The 18,236-nt window shown below is 59.9% G+C and carries 15 protein-coding genes and 1 pseudogene; 4 read left to right on the top strand and 12 right to left on the bottom strand.

The window, feature by feature from the left end:
- The 4 genes and pseudogenes from PMN64_RS01940 to PMN64_RS01925 all read right to left on the bottom strand — a co-directional run.
- Positions 1-242 (bottom strand): annotated as a pseudogene (locus PMN64_RS01940) (hypothetical protein); the annotation flags it as partial.
- Between the two features lie 296 nt (positions 243-538).
- Complete coding sequence (locus PMN64_RS01935) at positions 539-2,047, bottom strand: amidohydrolase family protein (RefSeq protein WP_411779471.1); 1,509 nt, start codon at positions 2,045-2,047, stop codon at positions 539-541.
- A gap of 362 nt (positions 2,048-2,409) precedes the next feature.
- Positions 2,410-2,583 carry a hypothetical protein gene (locus PMN64_RS01930; RefSeq protein WP_411779469.1) on the bottom strand — a complete coding sequence of 58 codons (174 nt, stop codon included), beginning with the start codon at positions 2,581-2,583 and terminating at the stop codon, positions 2,410-2,412.
- Between the two features lie 4 nt (positions 2,584-2,587).
- The gene (locus PMN64_RS01925; RefSeq protein ID WP_411779467.1) at positions 2,588-2,809 is read right to left on the bottom strand and encodes a hypothetical protein; all 222 of its coding nucleotides are present in this window, start codon (positions 2,807-2,809) and stop codon (positions 2,588-2,590) included.
- An 873-nt stretch (positions 2,810-3,682) separates the two neighbouring features.
- Between PMN64_RS01925 and PMN64_RS01920 the strand changes: the two genes are divergently transcribed.
- The 4 genes from PMN64_RS01920 to PMN64_RS01905 all read left to right on the top strand — a co-directional run bounded on the left by PMN64_RS01920 (position 3,683) and on the right by PMN64_RS01905 (position 7,407).
- Complete coding sequence (locus tag PMN64_RS01920; protein WP_411779465.1) at positions 3,683-4,474, top strand: nucleotidyltransferase family protein; 792 nt, start codon at positions 3,683-3,685, stop codon at positions 4,472-4,474.
- Complete coding sequence (locus tag PMN64_RS01915; protein WP_411779463.1) at positions 4,467-5,201, top strand: metallophosphoesterase family protein; 735 nt, start codon at positions 4,467-4,469, stop codon at positions 5,199-5,201. Before PMN64_RS01920 ends, PMN64_RS01915 begins: the two co-directional genes overlap by 8 nt.
- 484 nt (positions 5,202-5,685) lie before the next feature.
- A complete protein-coding gene (locus PMN64_RS01910; RefSeq protein ID WP_139860943.1) occupies positions 5,686-5,874 on the top strand; it encodes a hypothetical protein in 189 nt (62 codons plus the stop codon).
- Between the two features lie 915 nt (positions 5,875-6,789).
- Positions 6,790-7,407 (top strand): tetratricopeptide repeat protein, encoded by a 618-nt coding sequence (locus tag PMN64_RS01905; RefSeq protein ID WP_411779461.1) that lies wholly within the window; start codon positions 6,790-6,792, stop codon positions 7,405-7,407.
- A gap of 831 nt (positions 7,408-8,238) precedes the next feature.
- On the opposite strand, the gene PMN64_RS01900 is transcribed toward PMN64_RS01905, so the two are convergent.
- Genes PMN64_RS01900 through PMN64_RS01865 form a run of 8 tightly spaced genes read right to left on the bottom strand, consistent with a single transcriptional unit; the run spans position 8,239 to position 18,231 of the window.
- On the bottom strand, positions 8,239-10,917 hold the full coding sequence (locus PMN64_RS01900) for a hypothetical protein (protein ID WP_411779459.1): 2,679 nt from the start codon (positions 10,915-10,917) through the stop codon (positions 8,239-8,241).
- Entirely contained in the window at positions 10,892-11,230 is a 339-nt protein-coding gene (locus PMN64_RS01895) for a hypothetical protein (RefSeq protein WP_411779457.1), read from the bottom strand. Before PMN64_RS01895 ends, PMN64_RS01900 begins: the two co-directional genes overlap by 26 nt.
- 54 nt (positions 11,231-11,284) lie before the next feature.
- Positions 11,285-12,427 (bottom strand): hypothetical protein, encoded by a 1,143-nt coding sequence (locus PMN64_RS01890; protein WP_411779455.1) that lies wholly within the window; start codon positions 12,425-12,427, stop codon positions 11,285-11,287.
- Positions 12,428-12,478: 51 nt separating this feature from the next.
- Positions 12,479-13,198: an ABC transporter ATP-binding protein gene (locus PMN64_RS01885; protein ID WP_411779454.1), complete on the bottom strand. Its 720-nt coding sequence runs from the start codon at positions 13,196-13,198 to the stop codon at positions 12,479-12,481.
- A 2-nt stretch (positions 13,199-13,200) separates the two neighbouring features.
- Complete coding sequence (locus PMN64_RS01880) at positions 13,201-13,974, bottom strand: ABC transporter ATP-binding protein (RefSeq protein WP_411779452.1); 774 nt, start codon at positions 13,972-13,974, stop codon at positions 13,201-13,203.
- Positions 13,971-14,975, bottom strand: a complete 1,005-nt coding sequence (locus PMN64_RS01875; protein ID WP_411779450.1) for a branched-chain amino acid ABC transporter permease — start codon at positions 14,973-14,975, stop codon at positions 13,971-13,973. Before PMN64_RS01875 ends, PMN64_RS01880 begins: the two co-directional genes overlap by 4 nt.
- Before the next feature lie 2 nt (positions 14,976-14,977).
- A complete protein-coding gene (locus PMN64_RS01870; RefSeq protein ID WP_411779448.1) occupies positions 14,978-15,868 on the bottom strand; it encodes a branched-chain amino acid ABC transporter permease in 891 nt (296 codons plus the stop codon).
- Positions 15,865-18,231, bottom strand: a complete 2,367-nt coding sequence (locus PMN64_RS01865) for a hypothetical protein (RefSeq protein ID WP_411779447.1) — start codon at positions 18,229-18,231, stop codon at positions 15,865-15,867. Before PMN64_RS01865 ends, PMN64_RS01870 begins: the two co-directional genes overlap by 4 nt.
- Positions 18,232-18,236 lie beyond the last annotated feature (5 nt).

The following is an 18,236-nucleotide window of genomic DNA, read 5'->3' as shown; positions in this document are numbered from 1 at the left end:
ACCGGACGTGAGCGGGCCCAATCGTCGAAAGGAATGAGCCCGGTCGAGGAATCGGCGAGCTTGTCGTTGCGTTGGTCTGAGAAGATGACCGTGCGCGGTTTGATCTGTGCGATCGGAACGCTGGCGGCTGCGGGCACGTCCTCGAGCTGGAATTCCTGCGCGGCGCCACCTGCGTGGCCACTTGCACGGGCGCGGCCGATGAGGACAGCGGCACGGTGGAGTCTCATGGCGTCAATGCTCAATTCAGCCGCCGCCAGAAATAATCGGGATCGACTCGGAGCGGCGGTCGCGGGAGGCGGTCCTCGTCATCGGGATATCCGCGCCAGGAGGGATATTCGCGATCATGAACGCACACAGGTGCCAGTCGTCTCGGCGTGTTCGCGCTCTGATGTAACGGTGTTCCCAGCGTTCAGACTCCTCGACCGCCGGTTTGACCCCGAAGCCGAAGTTGGATTTGACGATCGATATCCCTAACCCGGCAAGGCCGCGTTCACTGCGGCGGCGAAGCGTGCCGCTCCGCCGCCGCAGCCGTTGGCACTTAGGCGGCGCGAACGTAGCCGTAGCGGAGGTTCGAGGGGTGCTTCGCAGCTTGGGTGTACTCGTTCTTGAGCGCCGCGAGGCGATCCTCAGAAAAGGCAGGCATCCTGGTGTTATCGGCCGCCTTCAGCTTAATCTTGTAAAACCTGGTTGCGTTACCCGCGAAGATCAGCTGCTTGGTCGCGCTGTTGGCGTCGCCGAGTGGCGCAAAGCCGTACTTCTTCTGCATCTCCTCCGGGATTTCGAGCCGGCGAAGCGCCTCGATCTGCCACTGCGGTGAGCCATACCAGACCGAGTCAGTGCCCCACATCACGTGGTCGACCCCCATGCCTTTGATCAGCGTGCCGACCAGCGCGGCGCAGAACTTCGGATGCGCCACCGCCGAGTTGGCAAAGGACGTGCCGAGCTCGGCATAGACATTGGTGACGCCGAACTTCTGCGGGATCTCCGCTAGATCCGAGGCCCATTGGATGCGGCCGGTTTCCTCGAACTCCGCCCACGCCTTGTCTGGCAGCTCGAGGAACGGCCGTAGTGCCGAGTGATAGATCACGAAGTTCATCTGCGGCCAATCCCTGGCAGCCTTTCCGATGTCCCAAGCGGTTGCGTATTCCCACACGCCGGCGAACGACTTCTCGTAATCGGGGGGCAGCAGCCCCTTGTGGATGCACAGCGTATTGATGCCGGCCTTCACCGCCTTTTCGTAGAACGGATACATCACCTGCACGTCGTCGAGCCGCCATGGGAACTTGGAGGGCGCCAGCGGATCGCCGATCGTGTAGGACTTCCAGGAATCCGGCTTGTAGACCTCGATCGCTTTGTCGACCTCCTCCATCCAGCCGGGCTGCTTGGGGGTGATGACGCTGTGGGCCAAGAGCCGGCGCGAGCCGGCGAACTCGTTGATGAGTTCGCGCGCCTTCACAATCTGCTCGTTGGACAGAAGCCACCAGCTCGGATCGTCGAACGGCGCACCACTCAAGAGCGCTATATTGGTGTCACTGTCGTAGTAAACCTCTTTCACATAGTTCTGGAACTTGTAGCGGGCGAGTGAGGAAACGCCTTCCTCTTTCATCTTCGGGTTCCAGTGCTGGCTCGCGAACTCGCCGAGACCCAAGAGCTCCTTGTGGTCGAAGTCATCGCGCACGAAATGGGTCTGGACGTCGAAGATGAACTGGTCGGCGAGGCCTTGCGCGCGCGCCAGCATCAGCTCGGGCTCGCGGGCTTCTGCAGGCGCGACTTGGAAAACATTGCCGTAAACGTCGTTCATGGCGAGGAAGGCCGCCGCCATGCCGCAGCTCGTGTGTAGGAACTGCCTGCGGCTTAAGCTAAGACGCTTGCCGTTCAAGTCGGCGAGCTCGTTGATCCGCGCCTCCACCTTCTTTTGTATGGTGCTCTGCGGGGGCGGGAGATACTCACCGTTGGAAACAATTTGGGTGGGAATCGGCGTTGCTGCCGATGCCGCCTCGGCACCCGCGACGAGGCGCTGCTCTCGCTCACTAAGCCAAGTGCTCATCGTTCTCCTCCCTGTTCCAAGATCGAAGCGCGTGCTGTTCGTTGCCTACATCGAGGCTGCTGCTTCAGAACAGTTTACCTTGCCGGCTCGCCACACTCGGCTCGCCTCGCTCAAAAATTGCATCGCAGCCGCACACGACGCGACGAATTCAACGCTCAAATGCCTATGACCACAAGCGTAGTAATCTGGCAGCCGCACTGTCCAAACTCATTTCGCTGGCGGACGGTAAGAACCGAACGAATTCGCAGCCTATATTGCCCGAAGTGCGCGCGCTGGAAGGCAGTGATAGTGGCTGGAAGATTCAACATCTCGGCCTGGAATATCGCCGATGCTGTCGTGAGCTGATCGCTCCGTCGTTCATTCTAGTTTTCGTCCGGCTCGCGCACGACCGGCGGTTCATCGGCGCGCTCCTCTTCCTGTTCCTCTTCCTCCTCGTCCTCTTCTTCCTCCGGATTTCTGGGTGGCATCGCGTTGCCCGTGATCGGACTGCAGTCGATCAACTTGGTGGAAAATTCGTCGGGGATGTGTTGCTTCATATTGTTACCTCCTCGGTGTGCCACAGGGGATTTTTGCCGCTTCTTGAGAGGTCCGTTTAGGTTGCGACATGGCGCTATTTGGGTGGCTGTAGGCCAGAGGAGGAAAGCCATCCTGCATGCGAGCAGCAGCTTCGGCCTTACGTGCCTGGCGAATTAGCTTCGCGCGCTCGACACCGGGCAGGATACCCTGCGCTTCCTTGCGCAAACGCACGGCCTTTTCTTCCAAGTGTTCACTCGGTAGGAGTGTTAGATTGAAAACGCCGTCTTTTCATGACGGCGCTCCTTTTCCGATTCCGGCAAGGGCGGGAGCGCAATTGGCGTTCTCATCACCGAAGGACAGTGCGGTGATGAGCACGAACGCTTTTGAACCCGGATGGTTGCGGCTCTTGCCGAACTGTTAATGTTCAAATTGGGTCAAGCGTTGCTGTTCCATGGTCACCCGGAAGTCGTCGACGCCGACCTTGCGGCCTCCCTCGGGAGCATTCCGCGTGCCGACCTTCTCATCGGTGGCGCGCCGGATCGTGGATCGGCGCGTGCTGAATCTGATCAAGATGGGGCTGGAATGTCCTGTGGAAGAAACCGACGATCTAGGAAGGAAGACATGCTCGACCGCGGCATCCTGCAGGGTCCACCGGTCTCGCCATTGCTGGCTAACCTGTACAGGCGCCGATTCGTCTGGGATGGAAGATTCTCAGTCTCGAGCGAAGTCTCGGCACTCGCTTCGTGACGACGCAAAGGCGGGACCTATCCACTCTCGCACCCTCTTTGGGCTCTACGTCTAACCGCGCTTGGCCGCGATCGGCCGTGGGCGAAGGCGTGAGCTCTAGTCCGAGAGATGGAAGCGGGAGAGCTGCCTGTCCGGTTCGACGAGCAGGATGTGGAAACGGAGTCACGGCTACATCACTAAGGCACCGCCAGACGAAGGAGGGGGCAACAGATGTGTGCAGCCTAAAGCCACCGCGCCCACATCTCGACTCCATCAAACGGCGCCGGGCCTTTGTTGCCCGTAGGATCTCCCGCGAAGGAACTTTGCATGGTCTAGTCAATTGTCCGACAGGCACCCTAATGGCCGAAGCTGACGAGCTTGGATTAATTGTTCATGGTCAAGGAGATCAGAACGATCACTGGATCAATAGGGACGGTCGATGCGGCCGCCGAGCCGACTGCGTCATCGGCCCGCGCTGAGCTGTTCTACGCCGAGGCCTTGCGCGAGCTCGCGAAGCTCGATCTCCCGTTTCTCTTGGCTGGCACGTATGCGCTTAGGGCCTATACCGGTGTGGCGCGCGCGACCAAAGATCTCGATATCGTGTGCAAGCCGACTGACTGTCCCCGTGTTCTCGACCACTTTCAGAACCTCGGATACACTGTCGCAATCGAGGACGAGCGCTGGCTCGGCAAAGTCTTTCAGGACGAGCATTTCTTCGATGTGATCTTCGCGTTCTGGCAGGGCATGGCTCCCGTGAACGACCAGTGGTTCGAATCCGCGCCGCAGGTCAAGGTGTTCGGCACGCCGACGCGCGTCATCGCCCCGACGGAGTTGATCTGGTCCAAGGCCTTCGTCCAGTTGCGGCACCGTTACGACGGCGCGGACATCGCGCATGTCATTCTCAAGCAGCACGATCAGATAGACTGGCTGCGTCTGCTTGCCTACATGGAGTTGCATTGGGAGGTGCTCCTGGCACATTTACTCAACTTCCGCTGGGCCTATCCGAGCGAGCGCGATTGCGTACCGCGCTGGCTGATGGACGAACTGGTCGCCCGCCTGAAGACCCAGCTCGAGCGTCCTCCTCCGCGCGTGAAGATATGTCGGGGCCGGCTGTTTTCGCTGGTCGATTATGAGCCAGCCGTTGAGGAATGGGGTTTTGTAGACGCAGGCGAGGGCAATGAGTAGCGCGATGCCCGAAAACCCTGACAAATTCACCTTCGCTGCCATTGGCGATCTCCACGTGAAGGAGGACCGCACATTGTCTTTCCGGGAGCTCTTTGCCGAGATCTCGACCAAGGCCCAGGTGCTCGTCCTTTGCGGCGATCTCACTGACCTCGGCAAGCCGTCCGAAGCGAAACTTCTGGCAGAGGATTTGCGTGCCTGCTCCATTCCCGTTGTCGGCGTGCTCGGAAATCACGACTACGAATCCGGCCAGACTGAAGATGTAAAGCGCGTTTTGAAGGGCGCCGGGATGCACCTGCTCAACGGGCAATCGTACGAAATCAACGGCATTGCCTTCGTCGGGGTGAAGGGCTTCATCGGCGGCTTCGGCCGTCGCATGCTTGCTTCGTTCGGCGAGGCCGTTGTCAAGGACTTGGTCGCGGAAGCCGTCAACGAGGCGACACGCCTGGAAAATGCGATGCGCGCGGTGGCGAGCAAGCAGGCTGTGGTCGTTCTTCACTATGCGCCGATTCCCGATACGGTCGAAGGCGAGCCACCGGAGATTCTTCCGTTCCTTGGCTCGTCACGTCTCGGCGAAACCATCGATCGATTCAAAGTGAGCGCGGTGGTGCACGGCCATGCTCATCAGGGTCGCTATGAAGGCCGAACACCCGGAGGCGCACGGGTCTACAACGTGGCCCGATCAGTTGAGAAGCCTACCGGTCGACCCTATGCCTTGATTGAAGTCTGAGCTGGGCGTCTGGAATGCGCCGACAGCAAACTTCAAGAGTTAGTAAGGGTGACCTCTCAGATCCGGGACAGATCATCGACTGCCGGGTGCTTTTGCTCGGCAGTGGCTAGGTCGGCAGCTTGGCTTTGCTGACGCTTCGACGAACGTTCGTTTCAGATTGCAGGTCGGTTGCAACGAGGTAGAGAACACCCGCGTTACACACCGTTGCCAGGCTTGCGACTGCTACGTGCCGCCCACCCTGAAGCAACAGCCTACCAAGTCGGCCTTTGCTTCAAGTTGATTCGATAGTGGATTTTGATTGATCAATCGCGCCTGATTGTACATCTGATAATTCGAAGTCATGTAGCGCTGCCGATCGTATGCGACGGTCATGGCGAAGTCAGGTTCGATGGGAGAGTGAGACACAGGCGAAGCGAACGAAGTGCTTATCATTGTTTCGCTAAGAACCTGTGCTACAAGCCGCTCCTAACTCAAAGGAGCCATTATGGCGAAGAAAGCAACGAAGAAACGCGTGAAGCGGCGCGAGTGGACCAAGGCAGATATCAAAGACCTTAAGGCCCACTCCAAGGCGCGTACGCCTGTCGTGAAAATAGCCAAGCTGACTAAACGCACCGTGGGTGCTCTACGGCAGAAGGCGTTGCATCTCGGAATCGGACTTGGGCACCAGCGGTAACGAGAGAAGAGGGGCGTTGTTGGACGCACCCTCCAATCGTTGGTGACGTGACACTCAGTGGCCTCCGACGAAAATCTTGTACGCAATCTATTGCCAAAGTCGGTAAAGTCACTGGTTAGCAATGAGTCTTGTCGCCCATTTAGGCGCAAGAAGGCCATGAGGGGGCCGTGATCGATGGCAGCAAAACAAGTACCTCGATTGGTATGCTCACAACCCAGCCGCACGGACTCCATGGAAAGTGCGACTACTTTGGTAACATCGAAAGGGTTCCTGAGGCCGCTACGAATAGGCTGAAAAGCACTTATGGCAGGGACGAGCCAACGAACTATACCGGAGTCGATAAGAAGAATTTGCTGCGTGAACGGGATTGGGTTGTTCAGTTTGAATACGACTACGATAAACAACGGGTCTCGGGCGCAATTCAGTGGATGACCGTCGATTTCGTGGTTCCGTCCGAAGATGATCCGTTTCTAGCGGGACTGCGTGCGCCGTGGGCGAGGGCTACCACCGGGGCGAGGACCTATCGCGATACTTCGTGCCGGAGCCCTGTTGCAGAGAGGCCACGCCGAAGAATAGACCGCCCCTAGGAGTGAGCGGAATAGGGAACCCGAACTTGCGGGGCGGCGTTGAACCGGTTGGGGTTGGAGTGCGTTGCAATGACCAATCACCGAGCCGCGCTGATCCTATTTGCGGTCGCTCTTGCGATGGCGCTCATCGCTGCAACGACGTCGATACCGCTACCGGAGCACATATTTGGGCCGATCGGTTTGATGGTGAGCTCGGCGATATCTTCAATTTGCAGGACCAGGTGACTGAGAGCGTGGTCGGGGCGATCGCGCCTGCGGTGGAAAAAGCCGAGATCGAGCGCGCGCCAAGCGCAAGCCGACCGCTAGTCTCGACGCCTATGCTCTCTATTTGCGCGGTCTGGCCCGGCTTCATCAGTTTGGTAACCGGCAAGCCAACGGCGAAGCATTGCGCCTGTTCAACAGCGCGATCGTGCTCGATCCGGAATTTGCCACCGCCTACGGTCGTGCAGCCTTTTGCTATCTCGTTGCCAGGATCAATGGCTGGATTCCGGACACAGCGCACGCGATTGCCGAAGTGAAGAAGCTCACCCAACGGGCAGTCGAGTTGGGTAAGGATGACGCGACCGCGCTCTCCGCTAGCGGGAATGCGTTGGCGTTTGTTGTTGGGGATGTCGGGGTGGACGCCGGCCTGGTCGATCGCGCGCTTGCGCTTAATTCCAATTTGGCCGAGGCATGGAATTTCGGCGGCTGGGTCAAAATCTGGCTGGGCGAGCCGGAAGCGGCAATCGAGCGCTTCGCGCGTGCCCTTCGTCTGAGTCCACTTGATCCGTGGCTGATGGCAATGCGGGCCGGGACGGCGTATGCGCATTTCTTTTGGACCGCTATGACGAAGCGGCATCATGGGCGACCATGGCATTGCAGTGCAGTCCGGACTATCAACCTGGACTACGCATCGCCGCCGCAAGCAACGCAATGGCCGGTCGGCCGGAGCAAGCAAACAAGGTAGTGGCTCGGCTGCGAGAACTGAGCCCCACGCTGCGCCTTTCCAATCTCAAGGACATTCTTGGCCCTTATCGGCGTGCTGAGGACGTCGCGCGATATGAAGAAGGATTGCGGCAAGCGGGGCTGCCCGAATGACCGAGATGCTTGTCCCTGGCAACGGCTTTCATTTAGAGATCCGCTCGTATGTGATTGGTTTTCCTTCGGTGCTCTGTCCGACATTTAGAAGTTAAGCCATTGAAATATTGGTGGCGTAATTGGACTCTTGATCAGCGGGTCCCAGGTTCGAGCCCTGGTGCGCCCACCAAAGGAAAATTCATATTTTCCAAGGCCTTCGCGGAGTGGTCGCCGAGAACAAATGGGTCTCGTGCGACGTTTTTTATGGTCGGACGTTGCACGGCTAGACCGCTGTGCGACCTTTCCTTTGTTTCGGTATCTTCACCCCATGCGATACAGCGCGCACATCCGACGGTACAGGTCGATTACGTGCTCGTCGTAGAATAGGATATTAGGGCGAGCAGAACGGACAATCTATTCTGGCTGTCGCCGCATGGTACCGCTTGCTGCAGAACCAGAACCGGATGGTTCGGGTCGGGGGGGCAATTCCCTCCCCGCCAACATGGGCTCAGATTTTGTACGCCGGCCTACGATTTCTACGATATCGTTCGCTCGATGGTGGCGCGGCAATCGGTTCAGGCGCGGCGGTGTGCTCAGAAGCAGGGTGAAAGCCGCAACAGCTCAATCTCGTCTGAGATCGGCAGGTCGGGCAGCGGCACGCTGTTCGTCGAGCAACGACCTTTTCCAGGAAGCGCTTACTCGGACCGTGATTCTTCGCATTTTATGGGGAGGAAACGACGATCGGTATCTGGCGAATATCAGCATTCATGACATTGCCGTTGAGCGTAATGGTTGCGAACATCGTGTAACGGCCGACCGGCAACCGGTTCTTGAAATCGAATTGGAACGAGGAGCTTTCGCCAAGAGGGGCAGCGCCAGCGAGCATGACACGCTTTTGATCGTCGACGACCACGAACCGGCATTCCGCCGGCGTTCGTTTCAGCACATCCGGCGGTATGGATGAGAGCGGTACGCGCTTAAGCCGGTACCTGCGCTGAAACTTGTCGATCATTTCGATGTCGCCCGACAATCGGACCCCATCGCCTGTCGTATCCACCACGGTGATAAATCCGCGACGTGGGATCGCGTAAGAGTCATAGGAGCCCACGCCCAGCGGGTAGCTCAAGTCCCGGAACGCGGAGAGCACGACGCTGTCATTCGACCAGCTCTTGAGCTGGTAGGGCCCGTTGGTCACCAGAAAATGGCCATTGGCCTTGTAGAACGCGGAGAGCGCCGCCCACCGCCGACGTGCCTCGTCAACACCAACGAGCGGGCGCAACGCTTCGGGCCGGTAGCCTTCACGCTCGAGGCTCTCGGTCAAGGCCGCGAACCGTGCATTCAATTCTTGCGAGCGGACGAGGTCCAGCCATTCGACGCCGCGGCGAATGGCTTCTGTCTGCGAAAATGCCGTCCAGTTCCGGCCGACTGCTTCTTCCATCAGAACAAGGAGATGCCAGGGCAGCGTGCTCCAGGGCGGCGCCGGGACCGCCTCACGCTCTGCGCTCGCCTGTGCGCTGGTCGTATAGACCTCGATCGTGAACACTTCGCGGTGGAAATCGACGTCGCCGACCCTAAAGGATTTGGATGCGCTTTCGCTGCCCACGACGCGCAATCCGGCAAGCTGGCGGCGTATCGGCGCGGTCGAGGCATCGATTGATTGATCGTAGTGCGTCTCGCGGCCGTCGCTACGAATGCCCCAGCGATATGCGAAGATGTAGGGGTAGAGCAGATCGGCAGTCGTCATCTTCGTTCCGTCGTGGAATGCGGATCCGAGCAGACGATAGACGAGTTTCGTCTTGGCGAATTTGCCAGGCCCGATGGCCTCGAGGCGGCCGCTGTCCAGATCAGGCAGGACGGCGTCCTGGGGGATCGCAATCATGTTCTCTGCCACCGCTGATGGTTGCGCGGACGGCCTGCTGCGCTCGACGATCGGCTCGGCCAGGATCGACAGACTGACGAAGGTGTAGGCCACCATCAGCGCGGTGAGCGGGATCTGCGAGGCTAACGCGAGCTTGCGCGCGGCAAATGTCTGCATCGCCTGCACATGCGCAAGATAGACTGCCGCGATGTGCCCGAGAAGAACGGCCGTGAGCGCCGTGTACCAGGCGAAGCGGGCGCCAACGATGGCAATGTTCGGCCGGTAGCTCGCGGTCCCAAACAGGTTCCAGCCGTAGCCGAAGGGATCGGAAAGCAGCGGAACGATGTATTGCCCCTGGACCAGAAAGTACACGAGGTAATGCGCAAGGTGATAGCCGAGTGCGATTGGGATCAGCGTGAGGGCGAAGCTCTGGGCAATCTGCCGCGGTGAAAAATGCCACTCCGTCACCGCGCTCATGACGATGCTCACCATCCAATAGGCTGACAGGAAGAGAAGCCAGAACCCAACCAGAGCGATACTTCGTATTGCCACCGGGCCGAACTCGACGACATCAGATAAACGCGCGATGATCACGGATTCCGCGACCGACCATTCGGGAGTCGCAATCAGGCCGTCGTAAAGAACGCTCGACAGGAGCAGCAGCACAAATGCCGTCATGGATGACGAAATCTGCTCGCGACGGGTCAAGCCCGCTCCAAAACCTCGCAACAGAAATTGTGGTTTGGGCTGCGCGGTACGCAGCTCCGTTGGAGCGAAGCGGGCGAAAGTGCCAAATACAACGGTGAGGAGCTCGCCGTGCCGCAGCCAGGTCTCACTGCCGAACAGGAACATGCCGCTCCAGGTCAGTATCGAATAGCCAAGTGCGAAGAAAGCTAGGTGCGATGGCACCGCGGGGGTCGGATAAACGAGCTCAATCCAGGAGAAGGCCAGCAGCAACAGCACTGCGGGCCAGACACCGAGTGCGTGGGGATACGGCTTGTCGAGTGCAAGCCTGCGCCCGCAAATGTGCCTGTACGCCGTCTGCACTCCGTCGAAGACAGTCCGCCATGGATTGATGAGTGGCCAGACATTTCCGACGAACGCCGAAATATAGGCAAGGCCCACCCAAGCGATGATCCAGACGAGGGTTGGCGCGAGATTGCGGTAAGGATTTTGATCGCCGAAGGAGCCCGCCGCCAGCATTGCGGCAAACAGGACGAGAGCGGCCAGCTTGAGCGGAACGCCCAACGCCGCGACGACTTTTCCGAGCGGGTAGTCGAACAAATCAATCTGCGAAACGTCGCGTGCCGGCGGCGTGGTCCGTACGAACAGGCCGACGACGACGAAAGAGAACACGACCGCGGCGGCACCGCCGAAAAGATACAGCGATAACGGCAAGGGGAGATCATAACGCTGGCCGAAACCGTGCGCGTCGGCTGGTGTGATCACAATGGGCCAAGTCACAGCCGCGAACAGCCAGCATTGACGGGGCATGGCGCGTCGCCGGCACATCTGGTTACGGGTAGACGTCGATGCGAACAAGTGGAGCTTCCCCGTGAGACTGGCCGCCGGCCTCGCGCGACCCATGGACTTCTACTGGAAACCGTCCTGTGACGCGCGCGGTGAATTCCATCACGCCGATCGCGCCCGGCTCGACCTTTCTTTCAATGTCATAGCCGTGCAGATGCAGGATGATTGATTGATCCGTGCCCCATCGAAGCCTGACGACGTCTCCTTGCTTGACGCGGATGGTTGACATGTTCTCCGACACGCGCCCACGTTCGATATGGAGGTCGAATGTGAGCTCCGCGGCGCCGGCTCCGATGATCGTCGCTGTGGTCTCCCAGGCGAGCATCGCGCCGGCGAGACATACGCGAAAACGTGCGCTGCAAGGCATTGTTGCAATTCCTCATCGGGGCGGGGAGGCCTGGATCTCCGAGATACGATTGGCCATCCAGGCCTGCTCATAGGGTGACGGCAACAGAGCCGGGTCTGCGACGGCGGACCACATCAGTCGTCCGAATCTGTCGGAAAAGCCTGTGATCGGATTCCAGGCCGATGTCGGTCGCGCATCGATTCCGATCCGGAGCCAGCCATTCCAGGGAAAGTCCTTCAGCTTGACCGTGCGGAGGAAGATCGCTGCGTTGAGGCCTGTAAGGGAATCGAAAGCGATGTTCTCGATCCCGGCCGAGAATTCGGCGTTGAAATATTCGTGCTTGAGCGTATAGCCGACGATGACCTGACGGCAGCCGCTGATGAGGGCTGTCACGACCGTTCGCTCCAGATTGATGCGATCGACCGGGTCGTTTACATCGCCGGACTGGATCCGTTGCAGGTCAGCTTCTACGCGCTCTCTTGTCCCGGCATCGATTGCGTCGCGCAGAACGAGATAGGCTTGGTACCATCCGCTTCTCGCCCCTGGCGGGACTAGCCAGCCGTTGATCACGGTCGTTGCCGAGTCAGTGAGTTCCAGGAAGCTGGTTTCCCTGATTTCAACGTCCCAATCCGATTCCGGCGCTGCCTTCTCGGTGCCGAGCAAGCGCTTCGCGGCGGCGTCGGCTGCCTTCAGCTTCAGATCCTGGATTGCCGGCCTAGCCTCCGTGTCGGAGAGCAGGCGTTGCTTCGCCGCATCGGCGAGATCGACATGGTACAAATAATCGCCGTGGAGCGGTGTGATCGGGTAGGGATGCAGGATCACATCCGGATTCATCGAGTTGATCTTTCGGGCAGCCGCGCGCGCGACCGCGCAGGCGGTCGCATCCGCCTTTGCATATGACGATTGTGGGTTGATGCGGACCGTCACCAGCGACCCGAGCGATTCCACGGCAGCGATCAGGTCCGGCGCGGAGCCAGAAAGGTTGAGCTCGTTTCCGAGATAAGCGTGGATCTTGGACTGTCGCAGCAGGCTCTCCGCAGCGTCGGGAGCGATGGTCTGGATTTCGATCTCATGCGGATAATAGGATGGATAGACCGGCAACTCGTGACCGCCTCGCACTGCTCCGGTCACAGTCAGGGCCGACAACAGAAATCCAAGCGTCACGCAGCGTTTCATGATGCAATTCCAGCAAAACCGTCGTTCGCATCGTGTGGGCGACGATGCGCATCATCCGCGCAGAGCTTTGATCACCCTCTCATCGGTGCGCGCTTCCTTTGGCAAACCGTGGAAAATGATCTCGCCGCGATCGATCACGTAGAGCCGGTCGCCGATACGGGACGCGGCGGCGAGATGCGATTCGGCCATCAGGATGGAGACGCCCAGCGCCTTGATCTTCATGACCGCTTCTGTGAACCGATTGACCACGACCGGCGCCAGCCCCTCGAATGCCTCGTCGAGCAGGAGGAGGGAAGGCGACAACATCATCGCGCGCGCGATCGCGACCATCTTACGCTGACCGCCGCTCAGATACATGCCTTGGCGTTGCAGTAGACCCTGGACTTCGGGAAAGAGTCCGAAAGCCTGCGTCTGCGGGTCTGGACGTACAACTCGGTCCCGCCGGCGTGACACTTCATCTCCGAGCCAGCGGCCGATCATCAAATTGTCGTCGACGGATAGTTCCGGGAAGACGCCGCAATCCTCCGGCGAATAGCCGATTCCGCGCTTGGCGCGTTCATGCGGGGCAAGGTTGGTCAAGTCCTCGTTGGCAAAGAGGATCTGGCCTGCCCGCAGTGGCAGGAAGCCCATAATGCTCTCGATCGTCGTGGTCTTGCCCGCCCCGTTGCGACCGACCAGGCACACGACCTCTCGTTGGTCCACGCGCAGCGAAACGCTGTTAAGGATGTGAGCGGCGCCGCGGTAGGTGTGAATCGCCTTGATCTCCAGCACGATCATTCCTTTCGTGAAAATGCGTCCGGCCCGGAGGAGCCGAGCAGGATCATCGCAACGTCGTCATTATTTCTGATGGCGTCCGGCGTGCCCTGGGCGAGAATCGCCCCCTGGTGCATCACCACGATTCGGTTGGAATACTTGAAGACGACGTCCATATCGTGCTCGATGATCGCGGCGGTGATGCCTCCGCTACGCACGACCGAGGCGATGATGTCCATGATCTTGTCCTTCTCGCGAGTGCTCACCCCGCTGGTCGGCTCATCGAGAAACAAGAGCTTCGGCCGCAGCGCATAAGCGAGCGCCACGTCAAGCAATTTGCGTTCGCCTTGCGCGAGCCCCCGCGCAGGCTCGTTGCGCTTGCTAGCGAGTCCGAACTGATCGAGGATCGTGTCAGCTTCGATCGCGACCTCGCGGTCGCGGTCGGCGAGCGCCGTCATGTTCCGGATTTTGCCATCGCGCGAAAAGATCGTCAGCGCCACGTTGTCGAAGGCCGTCAGATCGTCGAACAGGTTAACCAACTGGAAGCTGCGCGCGATGCCGGCTTGCACGCGCTCGATCACGGATGAATGGGTCACGTCGCGACCCCGAAAGATGATCTTTCCGGAGTCGGGATTGAGTTGGGCGCTGATGACGTTGCAGAGGGAAGTCTTCCCGGCTCCGTTGGGGCCGACCACGGAAATGAACTCGCCTTCTGCAATGGTCAGGTTGACATCGTCGACAGCGCGCGTGTCGCCGAAATATTTCTTCAGGTTGACCGTCTCCAGGAGGGTCATTTCGTCGATCTCCCGAGCTTTGCAGCGAGCCGCGCGGTCGTTCCGACGATGCCGGCGGGCAGCGCCATGACCAAAATGACAAGCACGACGCCAAGCAGAAGCTGCCAATATTCCGTGCTGGCGATCGCGTAAGTCTTCAGGTAGTTGAACGCCATTGCGCCGACGATCGGACCGGTAAACGAGCGGAATCCGCCCAGCACGGTCATGAACACGATCTCGCCGGAGAATGGCCAATAGAGAATGTCGGGCGTGGTGAGACCGTTGAGCGGAACCCACAGAATTCCGGCGAGTCCCGTAAAGGTCCCGGAAATCATGAAAGCGATCCAACGATAGCGCCGTACCGAGATGCCAACAAACCGCGCGCGCGTTTCGTTGTCGCGGATCGCCTGCAACGCCTTGCCGAACGGCGAATGCGTGATCACCCATAGAATGATCGTGGAGACGGCAAACAGCGCGAGCACATAGTAATAATAGGCATAGATGAAACGCTGGAACGAGCCTGCTCCCTTGAAGTCGACCAGGCCGCCAAGCAGCGTGAGATTGGCATAGGGGACCCGAATGCCGTCGGTGCCGCCTGTGACCCAGAAGAATTTGAAGGCAAGGCTCCAGAGGACCTGCGACAACGCAAGTGTCAGGATGCCGAAGAAAATGCGGGTGTGCCGCACGCAGACGAATCCGAAAATCGAAGCAATGATCAGCGTGCCAAGCATCCCGCCGACGATGCACAGCTCCATGGAGCGCGCGCCGAAATCTCGCATGATGAAGGCCACCAAATAGGCGCCGGCACCGAAATAGGCGGAATGGCCGAAGGACAAGAGGCCCGTGTAGCCAAGCAGCAGATTGAAGCCGAGTGCGGCAATGGCCATGATCAGACCGTAGGTCAGTAGCACCGTCTGATAGACATCGACGAGCTGCGGTAGGATCGCAAGGGTCACAAGCACGATTGCGGAGCCGATGGTAATCCGCCTGGTCGAGGTGCCGCGGGCGTCCGCTATCACCATCGTCATGCCCTTCCGAATAAGCCGGTGGGACGGGCGAGCAGGACCGCGGCCGCTATGAGGTAGAGAACCGCGAGCTCAATCTCGGGGAAGAACTGAATGCCGGCGGTGCGCACGAAGGCGACGATCAACGCGCCGACGAGCGCTCCTTGCAAGCTCCCGAGCCCACCGATCACGACGACCACGAAGGCTAGAATGAGCACATCGATACCCAGGCCGAGGACCGCCGCCTGCGCCGGTACCACCACCGCGCCACCAAGGCCTGCCATGAAGCAGCCGATAGCGAAGGCCTGGACATAGACGCGACTGACATTGATTCCAAGCGCCGCAGCCATGCGTCGATCCTGCGAGGTCGCGCGCAGGATGACGCCAAATTTGGTGCGGTAGATAAACGCCCACAGTCCGATGGCGGCGGCAATCCCGACTGCGACGACGAACAGGTTGTAGGTGGGATACATCAGGCGACCAACCGGGATACTGCCCATCCGGTCCATGATCGCGCCGGCTGATAATGGCGTGCGGCCGAACAAAAGCTTCATGACGTCTTCGAGGATCATGAGCAGGCCGAACGTGACCAGCAGGTGATATTCTTCCGATCGTCGATAGAGCGGGCGGAGCAGGGTAGGCTCGATCAGCGCGCCGACGGCCGCGACAGTAATGGCGCCGAGCGGAAGCAGGAGGAGCATTCCAGCCAGGCCGAGATTTCCTTCCAGCGCATGCCCGACCGCACTGCCGACAATCCAGGCGGAGACATAGGCGCCGAGCGCATAGAGCGACCCGTGCGCTAGGTTCACGATGCGCATGACGCCGTAGATCAGACTTAGGCCCGCGGCGATAAGGAACAGGACCGCCGCGTAAAAGAACGAGTTGAGAATCTGGATGACGAAGATCGTCACGGTTTGCCCTCCGCGTCGTTTTCGTTCCCGGTTCGCCTGGCCTTGCCAATCGTCTCGTCATTCCGCAGTTCGATGCGTCCGATTGTTGGATTGATCGTGTTTCCGTCGAGAAAGATCGCCGCAAACAGCGCATAGATGCCGGACTGAAGGGTGGTCGGCAGAGATGCCGCAAACCGATTATCCGGTTGCCGCATCAGGCTTCCGGCGGCAGCTACCCGGTCGTCCTGGCCAATAACGAAGAAGTGCGATTCCGGCCGAATGGGTAGCAATGTGCCGCGCAGTGTGCCGGGCTGCAGCGGCGCGCGGACGGGGCGATGGTCGCGTTGCTGCTTGACGGCGAATTCGGCGTCGGCGCTGACCAGCACGAGATCGCCAGTGCGCTCGATTGTGCCGATGAGCGCTCGTGCCGGATAGGCAAAGCCGTTGAACGTCCCAAGACCGACGGGATAGGTGAAGTCCCGCACGACCTGGAAAACGAACGCCTCGGGCGACCAGGCCTTTAGCCGGTAGGGCCCGTTGGTCACCAGCAAATGACCATTGGCTTCAACGAATTGGTCGAGAAGCTGCCAACGGGCCTTCGCCGTCTCCGGGCCGACCAGCAATTCGAGCGCTGCTGGCCGGTAGCCGGTTTGCGCAAATTCCTTGATCAGCGCGCGGAACGTTTTCAGTTGTTCTGGATCGCGGACGAGATCGAGCCACGGCAGGCGAAGCCGTTCAGCTTCGCCGCGCGAGAAGGCAGCGATGCCGCGCTCGACCGCCGCCTCCATCAGCGCAAGTACGGGCCACGGCACCGAACTCCAGGGCGGAGCGATGAGGGCATTCTCCTGTTCGTCGAAAGTCAGGTCATCGAGATAAACCTCGATCATCGGGCTGCGATAGGTGAAGGTCTGATCGGCGACCAGCCGCGAGGTTTCCTCGACCCGGACGAGCTTCACGCCGCGCAGCCGCTCGCGTATCAGCCGCGTCGCAGCGGCGATCTCCGGATCATGGGTCGCCGCATCCTGCCCGCTGGCGCCCCAACGGAATGCCAGCGCATACGGATAAAGTAAGTCGGCCGCCTCCATCACGGAACCGTCGCTGAAATTCGACGCCGAAAGGCGATACAGCACTTTGGCCATCGCGCCATGGCCCGACCCGACCGGGCCAAGTCTGCCGGTCATGAATTGCGGCATCAGCGCATCGTTGGGAATGCGGACCGACCGCTTGATCTCGGAGACGTCCGCGACGCGGATTTCGGCGCGGTTCTGGACCCATCGGCTATTAAATGGAATCGGCAGAAAGGCGTTGTCGCCGATGGTCGACCACACCAGACGGCCAGCCGCATCAGTGAAGCCCGCGATTGGATTCCAGGCTGCGCTCGGACGCGGATCGATACCAATGCGCAGCGAACCGTTCCAAAGGAAATCCTTCAGCTTGACCGTCCTCAGGAAGACGGCCGAGTTCAGGCCAGATTGCGAATCCACGGCAATATTCTCTATGCCGTCGGAAAAGTCGTCAGAGTAGAATTCCCGCCGCAGCCGATAGCCGACCACGGCGCGCTCGCAACTGTCGATCAAACCTGTCAGCAACTCGCGCTCGAGGTTGAGCTGTCCAGCGCGATCCCTGAACTCGTTATGAGTGAGGCGCCCATAGAGCTCATCGGCCTGCTCTAGATCCCTCACCTGGCTGAGGGCCGGACGAAGCAACTGGTAGGCCTGGAACCATCCCTCTTTGGTCCAAGGTGGCGCTGGCCAATCGTTGAAGCTGACGCCTGCGTCGATCAGCAACCCGCTCACCGAAGTCTCATCGAGACTCACATCCCAATCGGTTGCCTGGACGGGGGCCTGCAGCGAGAGCAGAGACGGATCGGCGCCAGGGCGGAACGTCGGCGTGACCCCATCTGTTGGCGTGCGCGTGGCCTTGCCCGGAGACACCCGATCTGCGTGGCCGAAATAATCGGCGTGATAGGGCGTGATGGGATAGGGATGAACCACGACGTCAGGTGACTCGGCCAGCGCAGCGGCGGCCTGTTCGATGGCGTGGCAGCGCGCCTCGCGGCCTTGAAGCCGCGATGACTGCGGATTGACGCTAACGGTGATCAGGGACTTGAGCGACTCGACCGACTTGAGATGCTCGGGAATCTGGCCGGAAAAGTGTGGTGCGCTACCGACATAAACGTGCAGCGGATCGGTCTTGTTCGCGAACTCGCGAGCGGCTGCTTCCGGATCGAGCGGCTCGATGCGGATTTCATGCGGGTAGAACGAGGGAAAATACGATACCTCGTGGTCGGCCCGTACCGATGGCGGCGCAATAACAACCGCACATGTCAGCCCCAGCAACAAGCCGCCTATTCGCGCCCGGGGCGAAGCTGCGTGCAGAGGCATTTTCC

It is taken from the genome of Bradyrhizobium sp. UFLA01-814 (assembly GCF_046718885.1).
Lineage (GTDB): Bacteria > Pseudomonadota > Alphaproteobacteria > Rhizobiales > Xanthobacteraceae > Bradyrhizobium > Bradyrhizobium elkanii.
Note: the sequence above shows the minus strand (reverse complement) of the source record. Positions and strands in the feature narration are given on the sequence as shown.